Source organism: Pararhizobium capsulatum DSM 1112 (genome assembly GCF_030814475.1).
GTDB classification, from domain to species: domain Bacteria; phylum Pseudomonadota; class Alphaproteobacteria; order Rhizobiales; family Rhizobiaceae; genus Pararhizobium; species Pararhizobium capsulatum.
In genome coordinates this window covers 3,830,589-3,844,799 of the sequence record NZ_JAUSVF010000001.1, presented here as the reverse complement: position 1 = coordinate 3,844,799, position 14,211 = coordinate 3,830,589, and the positions used below count along the sequence as shown (strand labels likewise).

General features: G+C 61.6%; 18 protein-coding genes and 1 pseudogene. 15 read left to right on the top strand and 4 right to left on the bottom strand.

What is annotated here, in order from left to right; all coding sequences use genetic code 11:
- Positions 1-57: 57 nt before the first annotated feature.
- The 9 genes from QO002_RS18480 to QO002_RS18440 all read left to right on the top strand — a co-directional run bounded on the left by QO002_RS18480 (position 58) and on the right by QO002_RS18440 (position 6,356).
- Entirely contained in the window at positions 58-837 is a 780-nt protein-coding gene (locus tag QO002_RS18480) for a ComF family protein (protein ID WP_307232312.1), read from the top strand.
- Between the two features lie 45 nt (positions 838-882).
- The gene (grxC, locus tag QO002_RS18475; RefSeq protein WP_307232311.1) at positions 883-1,140 is read left to right on the top strand and encodes a glutaredoxin 3; all 258 of its coding nucleotides are present in this window, start codon (positions 883-885) and stop codon (positions 1,138-1,140) included.
- An 11-nt stretch (positions 1,141-1,151) separates the two neighbouring features.
- The gene (locus tag QO002_RS18470) at positions 1,152-2,006 is read left to right on the top strand and encodes a carbon-nitrogen hydrolase family protein (RefSeq protein ID WP_307232308.1); all 855 of its coding nucleotides are present in this window, start codon (positions 1,152-1,154) and stop codon (positions 2,004-2,006) included.
- A complete protein-coding gene (locus QO002_RS18465) occupies positions 2,003-2,431 on the top strand; it encodes a DUF1178 family protein (protein ID WP_307232306.1) in 429 nt (142 codons plus the stop codon). Before QO002_RS18470 ends, QO002_RS18465 begins: the two co-directional genes overlap by 4 nt.
- A 134-nt stretch (positions 2,432-2,565) precedes the next feature.
- Positions 2,566-3,477, top strand: coding sequence for a 50S ribosomal protein L3 N(5)-glutamine methyltransferase (gene prmB / locus QO002_RS18460; RefSeq protein ID WP_307232303.1), 912 nt, complete (start codon positions 2,566-2,568; stop codon positions 3,475-3,477).
- Entirely contained in the window at positions 3,395-3,880 is a 486-nt protein-coding gene (locus QO002_RS18455; protein WP_307233504.1) for an ester cyclase, read from the top strand. The genes prmB and QO002_RS18455 overlap by 83 nt, the downstream gene beginning before the upstream one ends.
- 509 nt (positions 3,881-4,389) lie before the next feature.
- Positions 4,390-4,758: a hypothetical protein gene (locus QO002_RS18450; RefSeq protein ID WP_307232302.1), complete on the top strand. Its 369-nt coding sequence runs from the start codon at positions 4,390-4,392 to the stop codon at positions 4,756-4,758.
- Positions 4,759-4,810: 52 nt separating this feature from the next.
- On the top strand, positions 4,811-5,557 hold the full coding sequence (ubiG, locus tag QO002_RS18445) for a bifunctional 2-polyprenyl-6-hydroxyphenol methylase/3-demethylubiquinol 3-O-methyltransferase UbiG (protein WP_307232300.1): 747 nt from the start codon (positions 4,811-4,813) through the stop codon (positions 5,555-5,557).
- Positions 5,558-5,561: 4 nt separating this feature from the next.
- On the top strand, positions 5,562-6,356 hold the full coding sequence (locus tag QO002_RS18440) for a pseudouridine synthase (protein WP_307232298.1): 795 nt from the start codon (positions 5,562-5,564) through the stop codon (positions 6,354-6,356).
- 76 nt (positions 6,357-6,432) lie between these two features.
- Here QO002_RS18440 and QO002_RS18435 read toward each other — a convergent pair whose 3' ends face one another.
- The gene (locus QO002_RS18435) at positions 6,433-7,311 is read right to left on the bottom strand and encodes an aldo/keto reductase family oxidoreductase (protein ID WP_307232295.1); all 879 of its coding nucleotides are present in this window, start codon (positions 7,309-7,311) and stop codon (positions 6,433-6,435) included.
- Positions 7,312-7,435: 124 nt separating this feature from the next.
- Here QO002_RS18435 and QO002_RS18430 point away from each other — a divergent pair, with 124 nt between their 5' ends.
- Positions 7,436-7,669 (top strand): tautomerase family protein, encoded by a 234-nt coding sequence (locus QO002_RS18430; protein WP_307232293.1) that lies wholly within the window; start codon positions 7,436-7,438, stop codon positions 7,667-7,669.
- Positions 7,670-7,748: 79 nt separating this feature from the next.
- On the opposite strand, the gene QO002_RS18425 is transcribed toward QO002_RS18430, so the two are convergent.
- A complete protein-coding gene (locus tag QO002_RS18425; RefSeq protein ID WP_307233502.1) occupies positions 7,749-8,756 on the bottom strand; it encodes an aldo/keto reductase in 1,008 nt (335 codons plus the stop codon).
- 94 nt (positions 8,757-8,850) lie between these two features.
- Between QO002_RS18425 and QO002_RS18420 the strand changes: the two are divergent.
- Positions 8,851-9,066: pseudogene (locus QO002_RS18420) on the top strand (LysR family transcriptional regulator); the annotation flags it as partial.
- 11 nt (positions 9,067-9,077) lie between these two features.
- On the opposite strand, the gene QO002_RS18415 reads toward QO002_RS18420, so the two are convergent.
- Positions 9,078-9,734, bottom strand: coding sequence for a glutathione S-transferase family protein (locus tag QO002_RS18415; RefSeq protein ID WP_307232291.1), 657 nt, complete (start codon positions 9,732-9,734; stop codon positions 9,078-9,080).
- 90 nt (positions 9,735-9,824) lie between these two features.
- Between QO002_RS18415 and QO002_RS18410 the strand changes: the two genes are divergently transcribed.
- Positions 9,825-10,346: a winged helix-turn-helix transcriptional regulator gene (locus QO002_RS18410; protein WP_307232289.1), complete on the top strand. Its 522-nt coding sequence runs from the start codon at positions 9,825-9,827 to the stop codon at positions 10,344-10,346.
- A 59-nt stretch (positions 10,347-10,405) separates the two neighbouring features.
- Here the strand turns inward: QO002_RS18410 and QO002_RS18405 are convergent, their stop codons facing one another.
- A complete protein-coding gene (locus QO002_RS18405; RefSeq protein WP_307232287.1) occupies positions 10,406-10,729 on the bottom strand; it encodes an ArsR/SmtB family transcription factor in 324 nt (107 codons plus the stop codon).
- Between the two features lie 48 nt (positions 10,730-10,777).
- Here QO002_RS18405 and QO002_RS18400 point away from each other — a divergent pair, with 48 nt between their 5' ends.
- From QO002_RS18400 to QO002_RS18390, 3 genes are all read left to right on the top strand, one after another.
- Positions 10,778-11,236 (top strand): SRPBCC family protein, encoded by a 459-nt coding sequence (locus QO002_RS18400; RefSeq protein WP_307232285.1) that lies wholly within the window; start codon positions 10,778-10,780, stop codon positions 11,234-11,236.
- Between the two features lie 129 nt (positions 11,237-11,365).
- Positions 11,366-12,403 (top strand): glycerophosphodiester phosphodiesterase family protein, encoded by a 1,038-nt coding sequence (locus QO002_RS18395; RefSeq protein ID WP_307232283.1) that lies wholly within the window; start codon positions 11,366-11,368, stop codon positions 12,401-12,403.
- A gap of 600 nt (positions 12,404-13,003) precedes the next feature.
- A complete protein-coding gene (locus QO002_RS18390) occupies positions 13,004-14,197 on the top strand; it encodes a TCR/Tet family MFS transporter (RefSeq protein ID WP_307232281.1) in 1,194 nt (397 codons plus the stop codon).
- The last annotated feature ends 14 nt before the right edge of the window (positions 14,198-14,211 follow it).

The window sequence follows — 14,211 nt, the reverse complement described above, 5'->3', positions numbered from 1 at the left end:
AAAGACCCGCGCGATCGTAATGTCAACCGCATGGACGGGGACGAAGGGGAAATTTCGATGTCGTTGCGCAGCCGGGCGATCGGCTGGGCGGGCGGTTGGGCGGTTGGTTTCCGGCGGCTTGCCGGTGCCGCGGTCGATTTCGTCTATCCGCCGGTCTGCACCGGCTGCGGCGTAATCGTCTCCCGCCATGGCGGTGTCTGCGGCGCCCGCTGGCCCAGGCTGCGGCTGATCGAGCGGCCCTATTGCGAAGTGCTCGGACTGCCGTTTTCCCACGATCTCGGCAAGGGCATCCTGTCGGCCGATGCGATTGCCGATCCTCCGGTGTTCGACCGGCTGCGCTCGGTTGCCATTCATGATGGCATTGCCCGCTCTTTGGTTCATGACCTCAAATACCGCGACCGAACCGATCTCGCCTTGATGATGGCCGGGTGGATGATCCGCGCCAGTGATGGCGCCGTCGCCGATTGCGAGGCGATCGTGCCGGTGCCGCTGCATGCCTTTAGGCTCTGGAGCCGGCGATACAACCAGTCCGCAGAGCTTGCGCGCGCCATCGCCCGGATGTCGGGCAAGCCCCATCTGCCGACCGCCCTGCTGCGCACCCGTCGCACCCGGCAACAGGTGGGGCTCGGTGTTGCGGCGCGGCGAGACAATGTGCAAGGGGCCTTTTCCGTTCCCGAGGCAGCGCGCGACCAGCTGTTCGGCCGCCATATCGTTCTTGTCGACAATGTCTATACGACCGGGGCGACGGTGAGTGCCGCGACACGCGCCCTGAAGCGGGCAGGGGCCGCCGAAGTCACGGTTTTGACCTTTGCAAGAGCCATTAGCGGTCTTATATGACTGATGACCGCCGGCATTGGGCCGGCATGCAAACAGGTTCTGATCATGGCTTCCGTCGTTATCTACACGCGTCAGTTCTGCGGCTACTGCTCGGCTGCAAAGAAGCTTCTCGAGACCAAGGGCGTCAAGTTCCTGGAACATGACGCGACCTATGCACCTGATATCCGCCAGCAGATGATCGAGCGCTCCAACGGCGGCACGACCTTCCCGCAGATTTTCATCAACAACGCCCATGTCGGCGGCTGCGACGATCTGCATGCGCTGGAGCGTGCCGGCAAGCTCGACGCGATGCTGGCGGCATAAGGACAGGGATCATGGTGTTCAAGGTTGCCGCCATCCAGATGTGCTCCGGTGTTGATGCCGCCGCCAATGCCGAGGCGATGGATCGGCTGGTGCGCGAGGCGGCCGGCCATGGGGCCACCTATATCCAGACGCCGGAGATGACCGGCGCCATGCAGCGCGATCGTGTGGCGCTCCGGGCGATGCTGAAGGGCGAGCATGACGACCTGATCGTGCGGCGCGCCTCTGCGCTTGCCGCCACGCTCGGCATTCACCTGCATGTCGGCTCGACAGCGATCGGGCTCGGCGAAGGCAAGATCGCCAATCGCGGCTTTCTCTTTGGACCTGATGGCTCCAAGATCTGCCACTACGACAAGATCCACATGTTCGACGTCGATCTCGACAATGGCGAAAGCTTTCGCGAGAGCTCGGCCTATTCGGCGGGCGACACCGCTGTCATGGCTGATCTGCCCTTCGGCAAGCTCGGCTTTGCCATCTGCTACGACGTGCGCTTCCCCGATCTCTTCCGCCGCCAGGCGATGGCGGGTGCCGAGCTCATGTCGGTGCCGGCAGCTTTCACGCAACAGACAGGCGAGGCCCATTGGGAGATCCTGCTCAGAGCCCGGGCCATCGAGAACGGCATGTTCGTGATCGCGGCGGCCCAGGGCGGACGGCATGAAGACGGGCGCACCACCTATGGCCATTCGATGATCATCGACCCCTGGGGCAAGATCCTGGGCGAAGCCGGCGGCGAGGGTGAGGCGATCGTCCTGGCCGAGATCGATACGACCGTCGTCTCCACTACCCGCGCGAAAATTCCGAACCTCAAGAACGGCCGCGCCTTCACGCTTGCGGAACTGCCCCGGGCGTCGGGGGATTTTGCCGCGTGATCAAGTACCCGCTCGTCTGCGACAACGGCCATGCCTTCGAGGGCTGGTTTTCCTCCAGTGCGGATTTCGACGGCCAGCACGCGCGTGGCCTTGTGACGTGTCCCTCCTGTGGTTCCGCTGCCATCTCCAAGCAGCTGATGGCGCCCTCCGTCGCGACGGCCCGCAAGAAGGAGGAGACCCGCAGCCTGATGGTCAACGAGATCCACCGCGAGGCCGTCGGACGGATGCGCGAGATCGTCAAGACCATCCGCGAGAACTCCGAGGATGTTGGCGAAAAATTCCCCGAAGAAGCCCGCAAGATCCATTACGGCGAGACCGAGCAGCGCGGACTGATCGGCCAGGCCTCGATCAAGGAAGTCGAGGCACTGCTGGAAGAAGGCATCGAGATCGCCCCGCTTCCGGTGCTGCCGGACGATATCAATTAGCTAAGCTTTACTGGTTCATGCGGTGTGTTCGAACGGCTGGCTCGGGATCGCCTGCGCACCGTCCCCGCGGTTGACCCGCCAACCCCATCATTCTACTGAGAGCACAGGCCACGAAAACCCGAAGCGAGGCGACCTTGACCGACATCACCAGCGAACTCGTCACCCTGCGCGATTACTGGCGCTATGCGATCTCCCGCTTCAACGCCGCCGATCTGAGCTACGGCCACGGAACCACCACCGCCACCGACGATGCCGCCTACCTGCTGCTCGACAGCCTCGAATTGCCGATCGATACGCTCGATCCCTTCCTCGACGCACGCCTTCTGCCCGATGAACGCAAGCTGCTTGCCGAGCGGATCGAGGCGCGTGTCACCACTCGCAAGCCGTCTTCCTATCTCACAGGCCGCGCCTATATCCAGGGCGTGCGCTTCCATGTGGATGAGCGGGTCATCGTTCCCCGTTCCCATATCGGCGAGATCCTGTTTGCCGAATATGGAAATCCCGACGGTTCGGCCTTCCTGCCTGATCCATCGCTTGTCGAGAGCGCCGTGGATATCTGCACCGGCTCAGGCTGCCTTGCCGTGCTTGCGGCCAAATTCTTCCCCTATGCCGAAATCGACGCTGTCGATCTCTCGGAAGACGCGCTGGAAGTCGCGAAAATAAACGTCGGTGACCATGACGTGGAAGGGCAGGTCAGCCTCTATCAGGGCGATCTCTTCAAGCCGCTCGAAGGCAAGACCTACGACCTGATCATCACCAATCCGCCCTATGTCGATCACGTCGCGATGGACGACTATCCGCCGGAATTCCGCGCCGAACCCGCCATGGCCCATGACGGCGGCGTCGACGGACTCGATCTCGTCCGCATCATCCTTGCGGAAGCCGGCAAACACCTCAATCCCGGCGGCGGCATGATCTGCGAAATCGGCCGCGGCCGCGAAATCCTCGAAGCCGAATTCCCCCATCTGGAATTCCTCTGGCTGGAAACGGCGGAAGCGGACGATTCCGTCTTCTGGATTTCAGCAGAAGCTCTCGGAGTGGAATGAGATTCAAGGTCCCCTCGCTGACCTGTACCGGAGCTATATCGCATGCCTCAATTCCGAGGATTGGGAAAACCTCGGGACCTATGTCGACGAAAACGTCGGCTATAACGGTCAAACGGTCGGCCTCGTCGGCTATCGGCAGGCTCGTGAAGACGAATTCCGTGAAATCCCCGATCTGCATTTCGATATCAGCATTCTCGTCCCGAACGAAAACACCGTGGCAAGCCGTCTTGACTTCAACATCAGCCCGCGAGGCGAGCTTCTCGGCTTGCCCGTCAACGGCAAGCGCGTCTCATTCTCTGAAAACGTGTTCTACGAATACGAGAACGGCAAGATCGCTGGTGTCTGGTCCATCGTAGACCGAGCCGCTGTCGAAGCGCAGATCGCCAAAAGCTCGGAAGCCTGAAGATCGCTTCGGCGTGGAATGGGACGCACGCCTACTACATTGAATTTATCCCCCCAAATCCCCGCCCTATCCACCCGTGCCACACTCGCCCTCGTCCTGCCATCGGATACACCGGAAAGCGTTGCCGGCGAGGTGGGGCCGGTGCCCTTGGCCTGGGTTTGAAACGCAGGCGCGGCCAAGGGGGCTTGCAGAAAATGGTTTCCCTCTCGCTTGAAAGAGAGCGGGGCGTGCCTGTGAGGCACACAAGCAGACGGATGGTGGCGTCAATGCCTCCTGACTTCGGTCCCACCGCAAGGGGTACCGTCTTTGCAGAGGAACCGGAGTTGCAGGTAAAAACCACCGAGACGGGGCACATCGCGTGTCATCTATTACTTACCAATCAGGCACCCGATGTGCCCCGGCCGATCCCGCCGCCGCTTTCAAAGCGAAAGGGATGATGAAAACTTAAGCCACGGGCGGAAAAGATGCCGCGTGAACGCTTTCCGCTGTCCAGCCAAACGGAGCCAACCATGACGACAGAGGATTTCACCGAATACGAAAGACGCCTCGCCATCGACCACGAACGGCAGTGGCGCGCGCTGATGAGCAAGATCTATCTTTGCTGCGAAAGGCGAAAATGCCGCCGCGATCACGCCTGCACCGGCCCCATGCACATCGCTCCGTGCCTTGCGGGACGGGTGAAGACACAGCAGGCCATCGGCCTTTCCGGCAAGGCCTGCGCCCGTCTGCCGCGTTGCCTCGCATTTATGCCCGCACCCGGTTTTGCCGAGATGGAAAAGATCATGGACGAGTTTCGCGGTTGCCTGACGGAAAAATCTCGTCTGCCTCGCCTCGACCGCTGCCGCGAGCAAACGCCGCAGAGCCCGCCCGACCCTTGACTTTCGCGGCCGATCGTCCGACTTCAGCCTAGTCCCATCACGGAGTAGCCCCATGAGCGAACGCAGCACCATCGATCAGGCGGAAGTCGACCGTTTCTCCGCCATGGCCGCCGAGTGGTGGGATCCGCGCGGCAAGTTCAAGCCGCTGCACAAATTCAATCCCGTGCGCCTGTCCTACATCCGCAACCGGGTAGCGGATAATTTCGGCCGCGACGCTAAAGCGCAAAAACCGCTCGAAGGTCTGCGCGTGCTCGATATCGGCTGTGGCGGCGGGCTCTTGTCCGAGCCCATGGCCCGCATGGGCGCCGATGTCGTCGGGGCGGATGCCTCCGAGAAAAACATCCGTATCGCCGAAACCCATGCGGCCGGCAGCGGCGTGCAAGTCGACTACCGCGCGGTGACGGCCGAATCCCTGGCCGAAGCCGGCGAGACCTTCGATGTCGTGCTGAACATGGAAGTCGTTGAACACGTTGCTGATGTCGAGTTCTTCATGTCCACCTGCGCCTCGATGGTGCGCCCCGGCGGGCTGATGTTCGTCGCCACCATCAACCGCACGGTCAAGGCGGCTGCGCTTGCCATCTTCGCCGCGGAAAACGTTTTGCGCTGGCTGCCGCGCGGCACCCATCAGTATGAAAAGCTGGTGCGCCCGGAAGAGCTGGAAAAGCCGATCACCGCCAATGGCATGGGTATCGCCGACCGCACCGGCGTGTTCTTCAATCCGCTCTCCAACCAGTGGAACCTGTCGAAGGACATGGACGTCAACTACATGATCGTCGCCAAACGGCCGCTCCAGGGATGACGGCATGAACGACAGCCGCAGAAGGCAGAAACCGGTTGCGGGCCGCAAGGTTGAGGCGGGTGGCAAGCGGGTGACATTGCCGCGGGCGCTTTCCAAGCTCGGTTTCTGCTCGCGCACGCAGGCCGAGGAATTGATCCGGGCCGGGCGGGTGGCTGTCGGCGGGCGGGTGGTGAGTGATCCGGAAGGCTGGGTGGATCTTTCCCGCGATGCGATCAGCGTGGACGGGAAGGCCGTGGTCGCGGAAAAGCGCGTCTATCTCATGCTGAACAAGCCGCGCGGGCTGGTGACCACACGTCACGACCCGGAAGGGCGCCCGACGGTGTTCGATTGCCTGAAGGAGATAGAGCACGCCCACCTGTCGCCGGTCGGCCGCCTCGACAAGGCAAGCGAGGGGTTGCTGCTCTTCACCAATGATACCGAATTTGCCCAGGCCCTGCTCGATCCCGAAACCCATGTCGCCAAGACCTATCATGTGCAGATGGACCGGATTGCCGACGAGGCGATGCTGGAGGCGCTGCGGCAGGGCATCCGTCATGACGGCGAGTTTCTGCGGGCGCGGAGGGTCGCGAAACTTCGGGAGGGCGGGCGCAATTCCTGGCTGGAAATCGAGCTGGACGAGGGCAAGAACCGCCAGATCCGCCGCATGCTGGAGGCGCTGGATATCGAGTGCCTGCGGCTCATGCGTGTCTCGATCGGCAATCTGATGCTCGGGGATCTGGAGAAGGGCGCGGTCCGGGCGCTGACCGGGGATGAGGTCGCCGATTTGCGGCGGCTGATCGAGGTTGCCCGATACGCCTGACGTGACGGGTTTGACGGGTTGTCGATCGACGCCGGCCCAGCCGGCGTCGATCTGGGGCACCTTTGACCTCTTGAGGTCAAGCCGCCTTGGCTGCTGCGATCCCGTCGAGTTCGGCGAGTACATCGGCGGGCAGAGCGAGATCAGCCACGGCGAGGTTTTCCCGGAGGTGGGCACGAGACGATGTGCCGGGGATCAGGAGGATGTTGGGTGCGCGGTGCAACAGCCAGGCAAGAGCCACCTGCAGCGGGGTTGCGCCGAGCCGGGCCGCAACATCCGAAAGGGTGGACGATTGCAGCGGCGAGAAGCCGCCGAGCGGGAAGAAGGGAACGTAAGCGGTGCCTTCCGCAGCCAATTGTTCGATCAGTGCATCATCGTCCCGATGGGCGAGGTTATACTGGTTCTGGACGCAGACGATCTCGGTGATCTTGCGGCCGTCGGCGATCTGCTTGGCAGTCACATTGGAGAGGCCTACATGCTTGACCAGACCCTGACGCTGGAGATCGGCAAGAACGGTCAGTGGCTCTTCGAGCGAGCCCTCGGCTGGCCCATGCACGCCGAACATGGCGCGCAGATTGACCACCTCGATCACGTCGAGGCCGAGGTTCTTCAGGTTGTCGTGAATTGCCTGGGTCAGGGCTTCCTTCGAGAAAGCCGGGTTCCAGGACGCATCGGCGCCGCGGGTCGCGCCGATTTTGGTGACGATCACGAGATCGTCCCTGTAGGGATGCAGTGCCTCCTTGATGATCTGGTTGGTGACATGCGGGCCGTAAAAATCGCTGGTGTCGATGTGATCGACGCCGCTTTCGACGGCTTCACGCAGGACGGCGACGGCCTCGGTGCGATCTTTCGGCGGGCCGAAGACGCCCTGGCCTGCAAGCTGCATCGCGCCGTAGCCGAGGCGCTTGACCGTGCGGTCGCCGAGCTTGTAGGTGCCGGATTTTTCGATGTTGGACATGAGAGAGCTCCGTTTCAGTGACACAGCTTAAATAGGGCGTTTGCTTTAAACGATAACCGAAGGTAGTCCGCACGGGGTGTTCGGTTTTCCGGACAATGATTGAGGGCCAGATTGGAGACCAAGCATGCCGCACGTTAGCATCAAGATGATCGAGGGTCGAACGGAGGAACAGAAGCAGGCCTTGGCGGCAGTCGTCACGCAGACGCTGATTGCGACGCTCGGCTGCAGCGATGCCTCCGTATCCGTGGTGATCGAGGATTTTGCCGACAAGGACTGGACCGATGCAGTCTACATCCCCGACATTCAGGGCCATGCCGAAACCATCTACAAGAAACCCGGCTACGATCCATTCGAATAGAGGCAGCCGGTGTCAAAGCAGCAAGCTGTGTGGATCGCAGCGCGGGCCGGCTCGATTGCCGGCCCGCGGCATCGATCCGTCAAACCGGAAGGGGTGCTTCCGGATTGACCAGCTTGGCCTCGCGCAGTTCGCGCCAGAAGTCGGCGGGTATCTTTTCCGCCAGTGCGGCACTATCCTCGGCGATGCGGCTCGGCTGGCTGGCGCCGGGGATGACGGCGGCGACGGCCGGGTTGGCGAGCGAGAATTGCAGACCCGCGGCCTTCATGCTGATGCCATGGCGATCCGCGATCGCCTTGATCCGGGCGACTTTGTCGAGGATCGCAGGCGTGGCCGGCGCATATTCGAAGTTCGGGCCGCCGACCAGCGCTCCGGAGCTGTAGGGCCCGCCGACGACGATGCCGAGGCCGCGTTCCGCGACCAGCGGCATCACGCGCTGCAGGGCGCGGTCATGGTCGAGCAGCGTGTATCGGCCCGCGAGCAGGAAGCCGTCCGGTCGCGGCTCTTCCAGGCCGAGCAGCAGCTCGATCGGTTCCACACGGTTGACGCCCAGGCCCCAGGCCTTGATTACGCCCTCGTCGCGCAGCCGGTCGAGTGCCTTGAACGCGCCTTTGCGTGCCGTTTCGAAAACATCAAGCCATTCGTCGCCATAGAAATCCTGCGCGACATCATGCACGAAAGCGATCTCGATGCGATCGGTCTCCAGCCGCTTCAGGCTGTCTTCGATCGAGCGAAGGGTGGCATCGGCGGAATAGTCGTTCACAATCTTGTTGGCGCGGCCGTATTTGAAGACATCACCCTTTTCGCCGAGGTCGCGGGCGCTGATATCCTCGACCTCGTCAAGGATGATGCGGCCGACCTTGGTGCTGATGACGTATTCGTCCCGTGGCCGTTCGGAAAGTGCCGCACCCATGCGGATTTCCGCAAGGCCGGCGCCGTAGAAGGGCGCATTGTCGAAATAGCGGATGCCGTCGTTCCAGGCCGTGTCGACGGTTGCACGGGCTTCCGCTTCCGGGATGTTGCGGAACATATTGCCGAGCGGAGCTGCGCCGAAGCCGAGCTTGCTCGTAAGAATATCCTTGAGTGCTATTGTCATGTCCTCATTGAAGTGTTTTTGAGATCGGGTGGGTTCAAGCGGCGGTCATTGCGTTTGTCAGGCGATTTCGGCGGGATCGAGTGCCAGGGTCGTACGGTATTGCACGGCGCTGCCGCAATTGATCTGCCGGCATCTTGCGCGCGACATCAGGATGAAGGTGTTGTCGTCACCTGTCGATCTCGGCACCTTTCCGGTGCGGATGGCATGGCATGTCAGGTACCGCCACGACCCGGCCCACCGCCGGCTGCCATCCCTGATTATCGAGGTGGCGAAGGAGGTTTTGCAGGCCGGGTCGCAAGCCTGATTGCGTACCCCTCAATCGCGATCCGGCGCGCCGAGGGGAAAGAAGCTGCGATAGGGGCGGGCTTCATCGACGGCGCGGGCGAAGGAGGGGCGTTCGAGCAGGCGGTTGCGATAAGCGCGGACGTTTTCGAAGCGATCGGCGATCGGGTGGACCCAATCCGCATAGAAAAGCGAGGGGGAGGCGGCGCAATCGGCGAGGCTATAGTCTTCCCCGGCGGCCCACGTTCTTCCCGCGATCACGCCATCGAGCCAGCCATAGGCATCATCCAGCAGACTGCGAGCCTGATCGACGCCGTATGGATCGCGATCAGCTTCGGGACGGATGGCATTGAAGACGACCTTCTGCATCGGGATCATGATGTAATTATCGAAGAAGCGGTCCATCATGCGGGTTTCCAGCGCATCGGCAGGATTTTTTGGGAGCAGGCGAACCGGGCCGGGATGGGCAAGTTGCAGATACTCGATGATGACGGTGGACTCGACGACGTTCTTGTCGCCATCCCTCAGCATCGGCATGCGCTTGATCGGCCACGCGGCGGACCATTCGGCGAGGTTCTCGGGGTCGTCCTGTCCGAGCATGCGCCATTCGAAGGCGACGTCGTTTTCATAAAAGGCGATCAACGCCTTCTGGCAATAGGATGAAAACGGGTGGGCGAAAAGTTGCAGCATGCTCGTCTCCTCCAGACTGGTTTTAATTCGCAACTGGTTGCTATGTACTCGATCTGATCCTAGAATGCAACCAGATAAGGAGATGCTGCCATGGATGCTGGCCATCGTTCAGGATGCCCCATCAACCTGACCCTGGAAATGCTGGGCGATCGCTGGAGCCTGATTGTGATACGAGATCTGATGTTCGGCAACCGGCGTCATTTTCGCGAGCTGCTGAACCGTTCTGAGGAGGGGATTGCCTCGAATGTGCTGGCCGACCGGCTGAAGCGGCTGGCGCAGAACGGGCTGCTGTCGCGGGTCGATGATCCCAGCCACAAGCAGAAAGGCATCTATAGCCTCACGGAAGCTTCGATCGAGCTTTTGCCGCTGCTCGCCCATATGGGGGCCTGGGGGCGACGACACACACGGCCATCGGAGGCGCTTTCAATCCGCGCGGAGCTTCTGGAAAAGGGCGGGCCTGACATGTGGGATGCCTTTATGGAGGAATTGCGGTTCATCCATCTGGGGACGGAACGGCCAAAGCGTTCGGTGCTTGCGGAGCTGCAGGCGGCGTATCTGGCGGTTGTGATGAAACATTCTTCGCGCGGGCGGGAAAGGAACGTTGAAAGCTGAGCTAGAGGCGCGTTCTCCTGAGAGGGGCGACCTGCCGCCACGTTGGGGAGGGGCGGGGTTCAATCCCCCATATCGATCTGCATTTTTCCGATGAGTTCGACAGCATGGGCGGCATAGGCGCCGATCCAGCGGTCGTAGATCTGCTTGATCGGCATCGGATTCAGATGGTTCCAGCGTTCGCGGCCTTCGCGGCGGACGAGAACGAGGTCGCTTTCCTCCAGAACCTTCAGGTGCTGCATGACCGTGCAGCGGTCGAGCGTGGGGAAAGTTTCGCAAAGCTCTCCGGTCGTCTGCGGACGGTCTTTCAGGCTATCGAGGATCGAACGGCGCGTCGCATTGCTCAAGGCCTTGAAAATTCTGTCGTTATCGATCGTTATTGACATGTTATGTTTTTATAACATAATAACCGCTCAAGCAAGGAGGAATGGATCATGGACTTGAAATTCAGGGTGTCCGGCCGCATTGCAAAACCCGTGGCCGACGTGTTCGAGGCAGTCGTCAATCCGCAGCAGCTGTCGCGCTATTTCACCACGGGCGGCGCCAAAGGGCGCATGGAGACGGGAGCGACGGTGAAGTGGTCGTTCCACGATTTTCCGGGTGAGTTTCCCGTTCGTATCGTCGAGGTGGTGCCGAACGAGAAGGTCGTTCTTCAGTGGGGAGCGAATGAAAGTCCCGATGCCGGGCCTCCTTACGACACGACAGTCACCATGAGCTTTGCGCCGCTGGAGGATGGACGCACGCTCGTGACCATCGCCGAGGAGGGTTGGCGGCAGACGCCCGGCGGGCTCAAGGCCTCCTATGGCAATTGCGAAGGCTGGATGCAGGCGCTTTGTTCGATGAAGGCCTGGCTGGAACATGGGATCAATTTGCGGGAGGGGATGTTCAAGTAGGCCTTTCTGGTCAGTGAGGGCGGGGCATGCCGCTCTCCCGGATTCATCAATGTGTCATCCCCGCTTCATGGGTGTGTCACGCGAGTCATCTATCCGCCTTGGCAACTGTGATGGCCAGGGATGTTGTTCATGCGCCGGATGCTCGCAATTGCCACTGTGTCGCTCTTCGCTCTCTGCGGGATCGCCACCCATGCACTTAACGTGCAGGCGGCCGATACCAGCCGCGCCCGCCTGATCCTCGATCGCTTCACGAATGCCAATCACTGGCGCCAGCATGTGATGGTGGTCGCGCACCGCACCGGCTGGAAGGAAAACGGCGTGACGATCCTGCCGGAAAATTCCCGCGCGGCGATCCGTCATTCGATCGAGCTTGGGGCCGAGATGGTCGAGCTCGATGTGCGCAAGTCCGCAGACGGCAGGCTCGTCGTCATGCATGACAGCTGGCTTGACCGCACCACGACCTGCCGCGGCGAGGTCGATACCTTTACACTCGCCGAGCTGCGCAAGTGCCATCTTGTCGTCGAGGGCAGCGGTGCGGTCAGCGACGAGATCGTGCCGACTTTGAGCGAGATGTTTGCCGTCGCCAAGGATCAGATCCTCGTCAATATCGACAACAAGCTGGGGCCGGAGATCCTGCCGGACGTGGCAGCCGAGGCGCGAGCCATCGGCGTCGCCCATCAGATCGTCATGAAGGAAAATCTCTGGAGCGCCAAACGTATCGACGAGGCGCGGGCCGTGATGAACACGGTCGGCGACGACGTGATTTTCATGCCGATCCTGGCCGATGACGCGATCGACGATGCCGCCTTCATGAACAGGGCGACGGAGGCTTTTTCAGCACCGGCGGCAGAGCTGATCAACTGGCACAAGGACAATGCCCCGCTGACGGACAAGGGTGGCCCGCTCTTCAGCGCCAAGGCGCATGCAGCGGCGATCAACGGCAACTGGCACATGTGGGCCAATACCTATCCGATCGTCAATCGTCCTCCGGGCATGCTGGCCGGTGGTCGCGGCGATGAACTCGCGGTACGGGAAAACCGGCCGGAAGAGAGCTACGGTTTCTGGATCGATCGGGGCGTGACCATCCTCCAGACCGATGAGCCGAAGGCAGCGATCCATTGGCTGGAAACGAATGGATACCGGATCCCTTACGATCTGACGAACTGAGTGCTCCGCTATCGCGGATCGGTCCGAGTGACTTTGCCGGGGTCGCGCAGGTATCGGTTCCCCGTGAACATTTGCAAACCGCCTACTGCCTGATCGCAGGCGCATCATGGCGAATGCGCCTGCGTTTCCGTTGGGATGCAGGCTCGTAGCCGTTAGGTACGTTGATTCGGTTTTCAGATTTTACCGGCCAGCAGGCGTAGATGAAGCCAGCGATCAGAAATGTCGCGACCGCAACCGACATCCAAAACAGATAGGCAACCCCGGCCTCGTATCCCACGTAGCTCTCTCCCGGCTTGGAATTTCAGCCAGTGATGACGTAGACGCGGAACGGAGTAAAGGGGCTTCGTGATTCAGAAGGACTTGCCGGATGCGGCCCTCCGGTGTAAATGACGTCCGTCGCGAAAAGCGACCGCTTCCCTGTACCGCTCAAGCAGCGGCAGGTGGATGAGTTTTCGTCCAGGCGGTCAAGCACACGCCAGTCATGCGTTTTCCAGCATGGCTCGGCCAGCGTTTCCCTGAAAGCAATGCCTGACAGTCAGGCCTCATCGCAAGCCACCGGCGCCGAGCGGCGTCTGCTGCTTGTGTCAATCGGATCGCGCCATGAACAGATCACTCATCGTCATTTTCGCCGCCATTGTGCTTGATGCCGTCGGCATCGGGCTCATCTTTCCAATCCTGCCGTCGCTGCTGCAGGACGTCACCCGTGCTGAAAACGTGGCGCCCTACATCGGCGCGATGACGGCTCTTTACGCGGTCATGCAGTTCATCTTCGCGCCGGTGCTCGGTGCCCTCAGTGATCGGCTGGGACGCCGGCCCGTGCTGCTCATTTCGCTTGGTGGGGCCGCGATCAACTACCTCTTCCTGGCTTTTGCGCCCAATCTCTGGATGCTGTTCATCGGCCGGGCCATTGCCGGCCTAACCAGCGCCAACATTTCGGTGGCGACTGCCTATATCACCGACATTTCCCCTGAGGATCGGCGGGCTCGCCGCTTCGGCCTGTTCAACGCCATGTTCGGCATCGGTTTCATCATTGGCCCTATTCTCGGCGGCGTGCTTGGCGACTGGTGGCTGCGGCTGCCCTTCATCGCGGCAGCGGTGCTGAATGCCGGTAACCTGCTGCTGGCGTTCTTCCTGCTGCCGGAATCGCGCGCCCCGAGCCGGGAGAAAATCGACCTCGCAGTGCTCAACCCGTTGCGGCCGCTGCGTTGGGTCTTCTCGATGAAGAGCTTGCTGCCGATCATCTTCATCTTCCTGATCTTCAGCGCCACCGGCGAGGCCTATGGCACCTGCTGGGCAGTGTGGGGGAGCGACACATTCCAGTGGAACGGGCTCTGGATCGGTCTTTCGCTCGGGACCTTCGGTGTCTGCCAGGCGCTTGCCCAGGCCTTCCTTCCAGGTCCGGCCGTCAAACTGCTCAGCGAGCGCGGGGCCATTGTCACGGGAGTCGCCGGCGTGTGCGTTGCGCTGACCGTCATGGCCTTTGCGACGGAGAGCTGGGTGATCTTCGCGATCATGCCGGTCTTCGCACTTGGCGGCATCGGCGTGCCGGCGCTGCAGTCGCTTGCCACCCGGCAGGTGGATGAGGGCAGCCAAGGCCAGTTCCAGGGAGTGCTGGCGTCGGTCATGAGTCTTGCCTCGATCATCAGCCCGCTTGGTTTCTCAAGCATTTATTTCGTCGTCAGGGAAGAATGGCCCGGCGCGATCTGGCTATCGGTCGTGGCCGTGTATGCGATCGGTGCGCTGCTGGTGCTTGGGTTGCGGTTCAAGGCGCCGGCTGAGGCGGCAGCGACCTAGAGGGTATCGTCCAA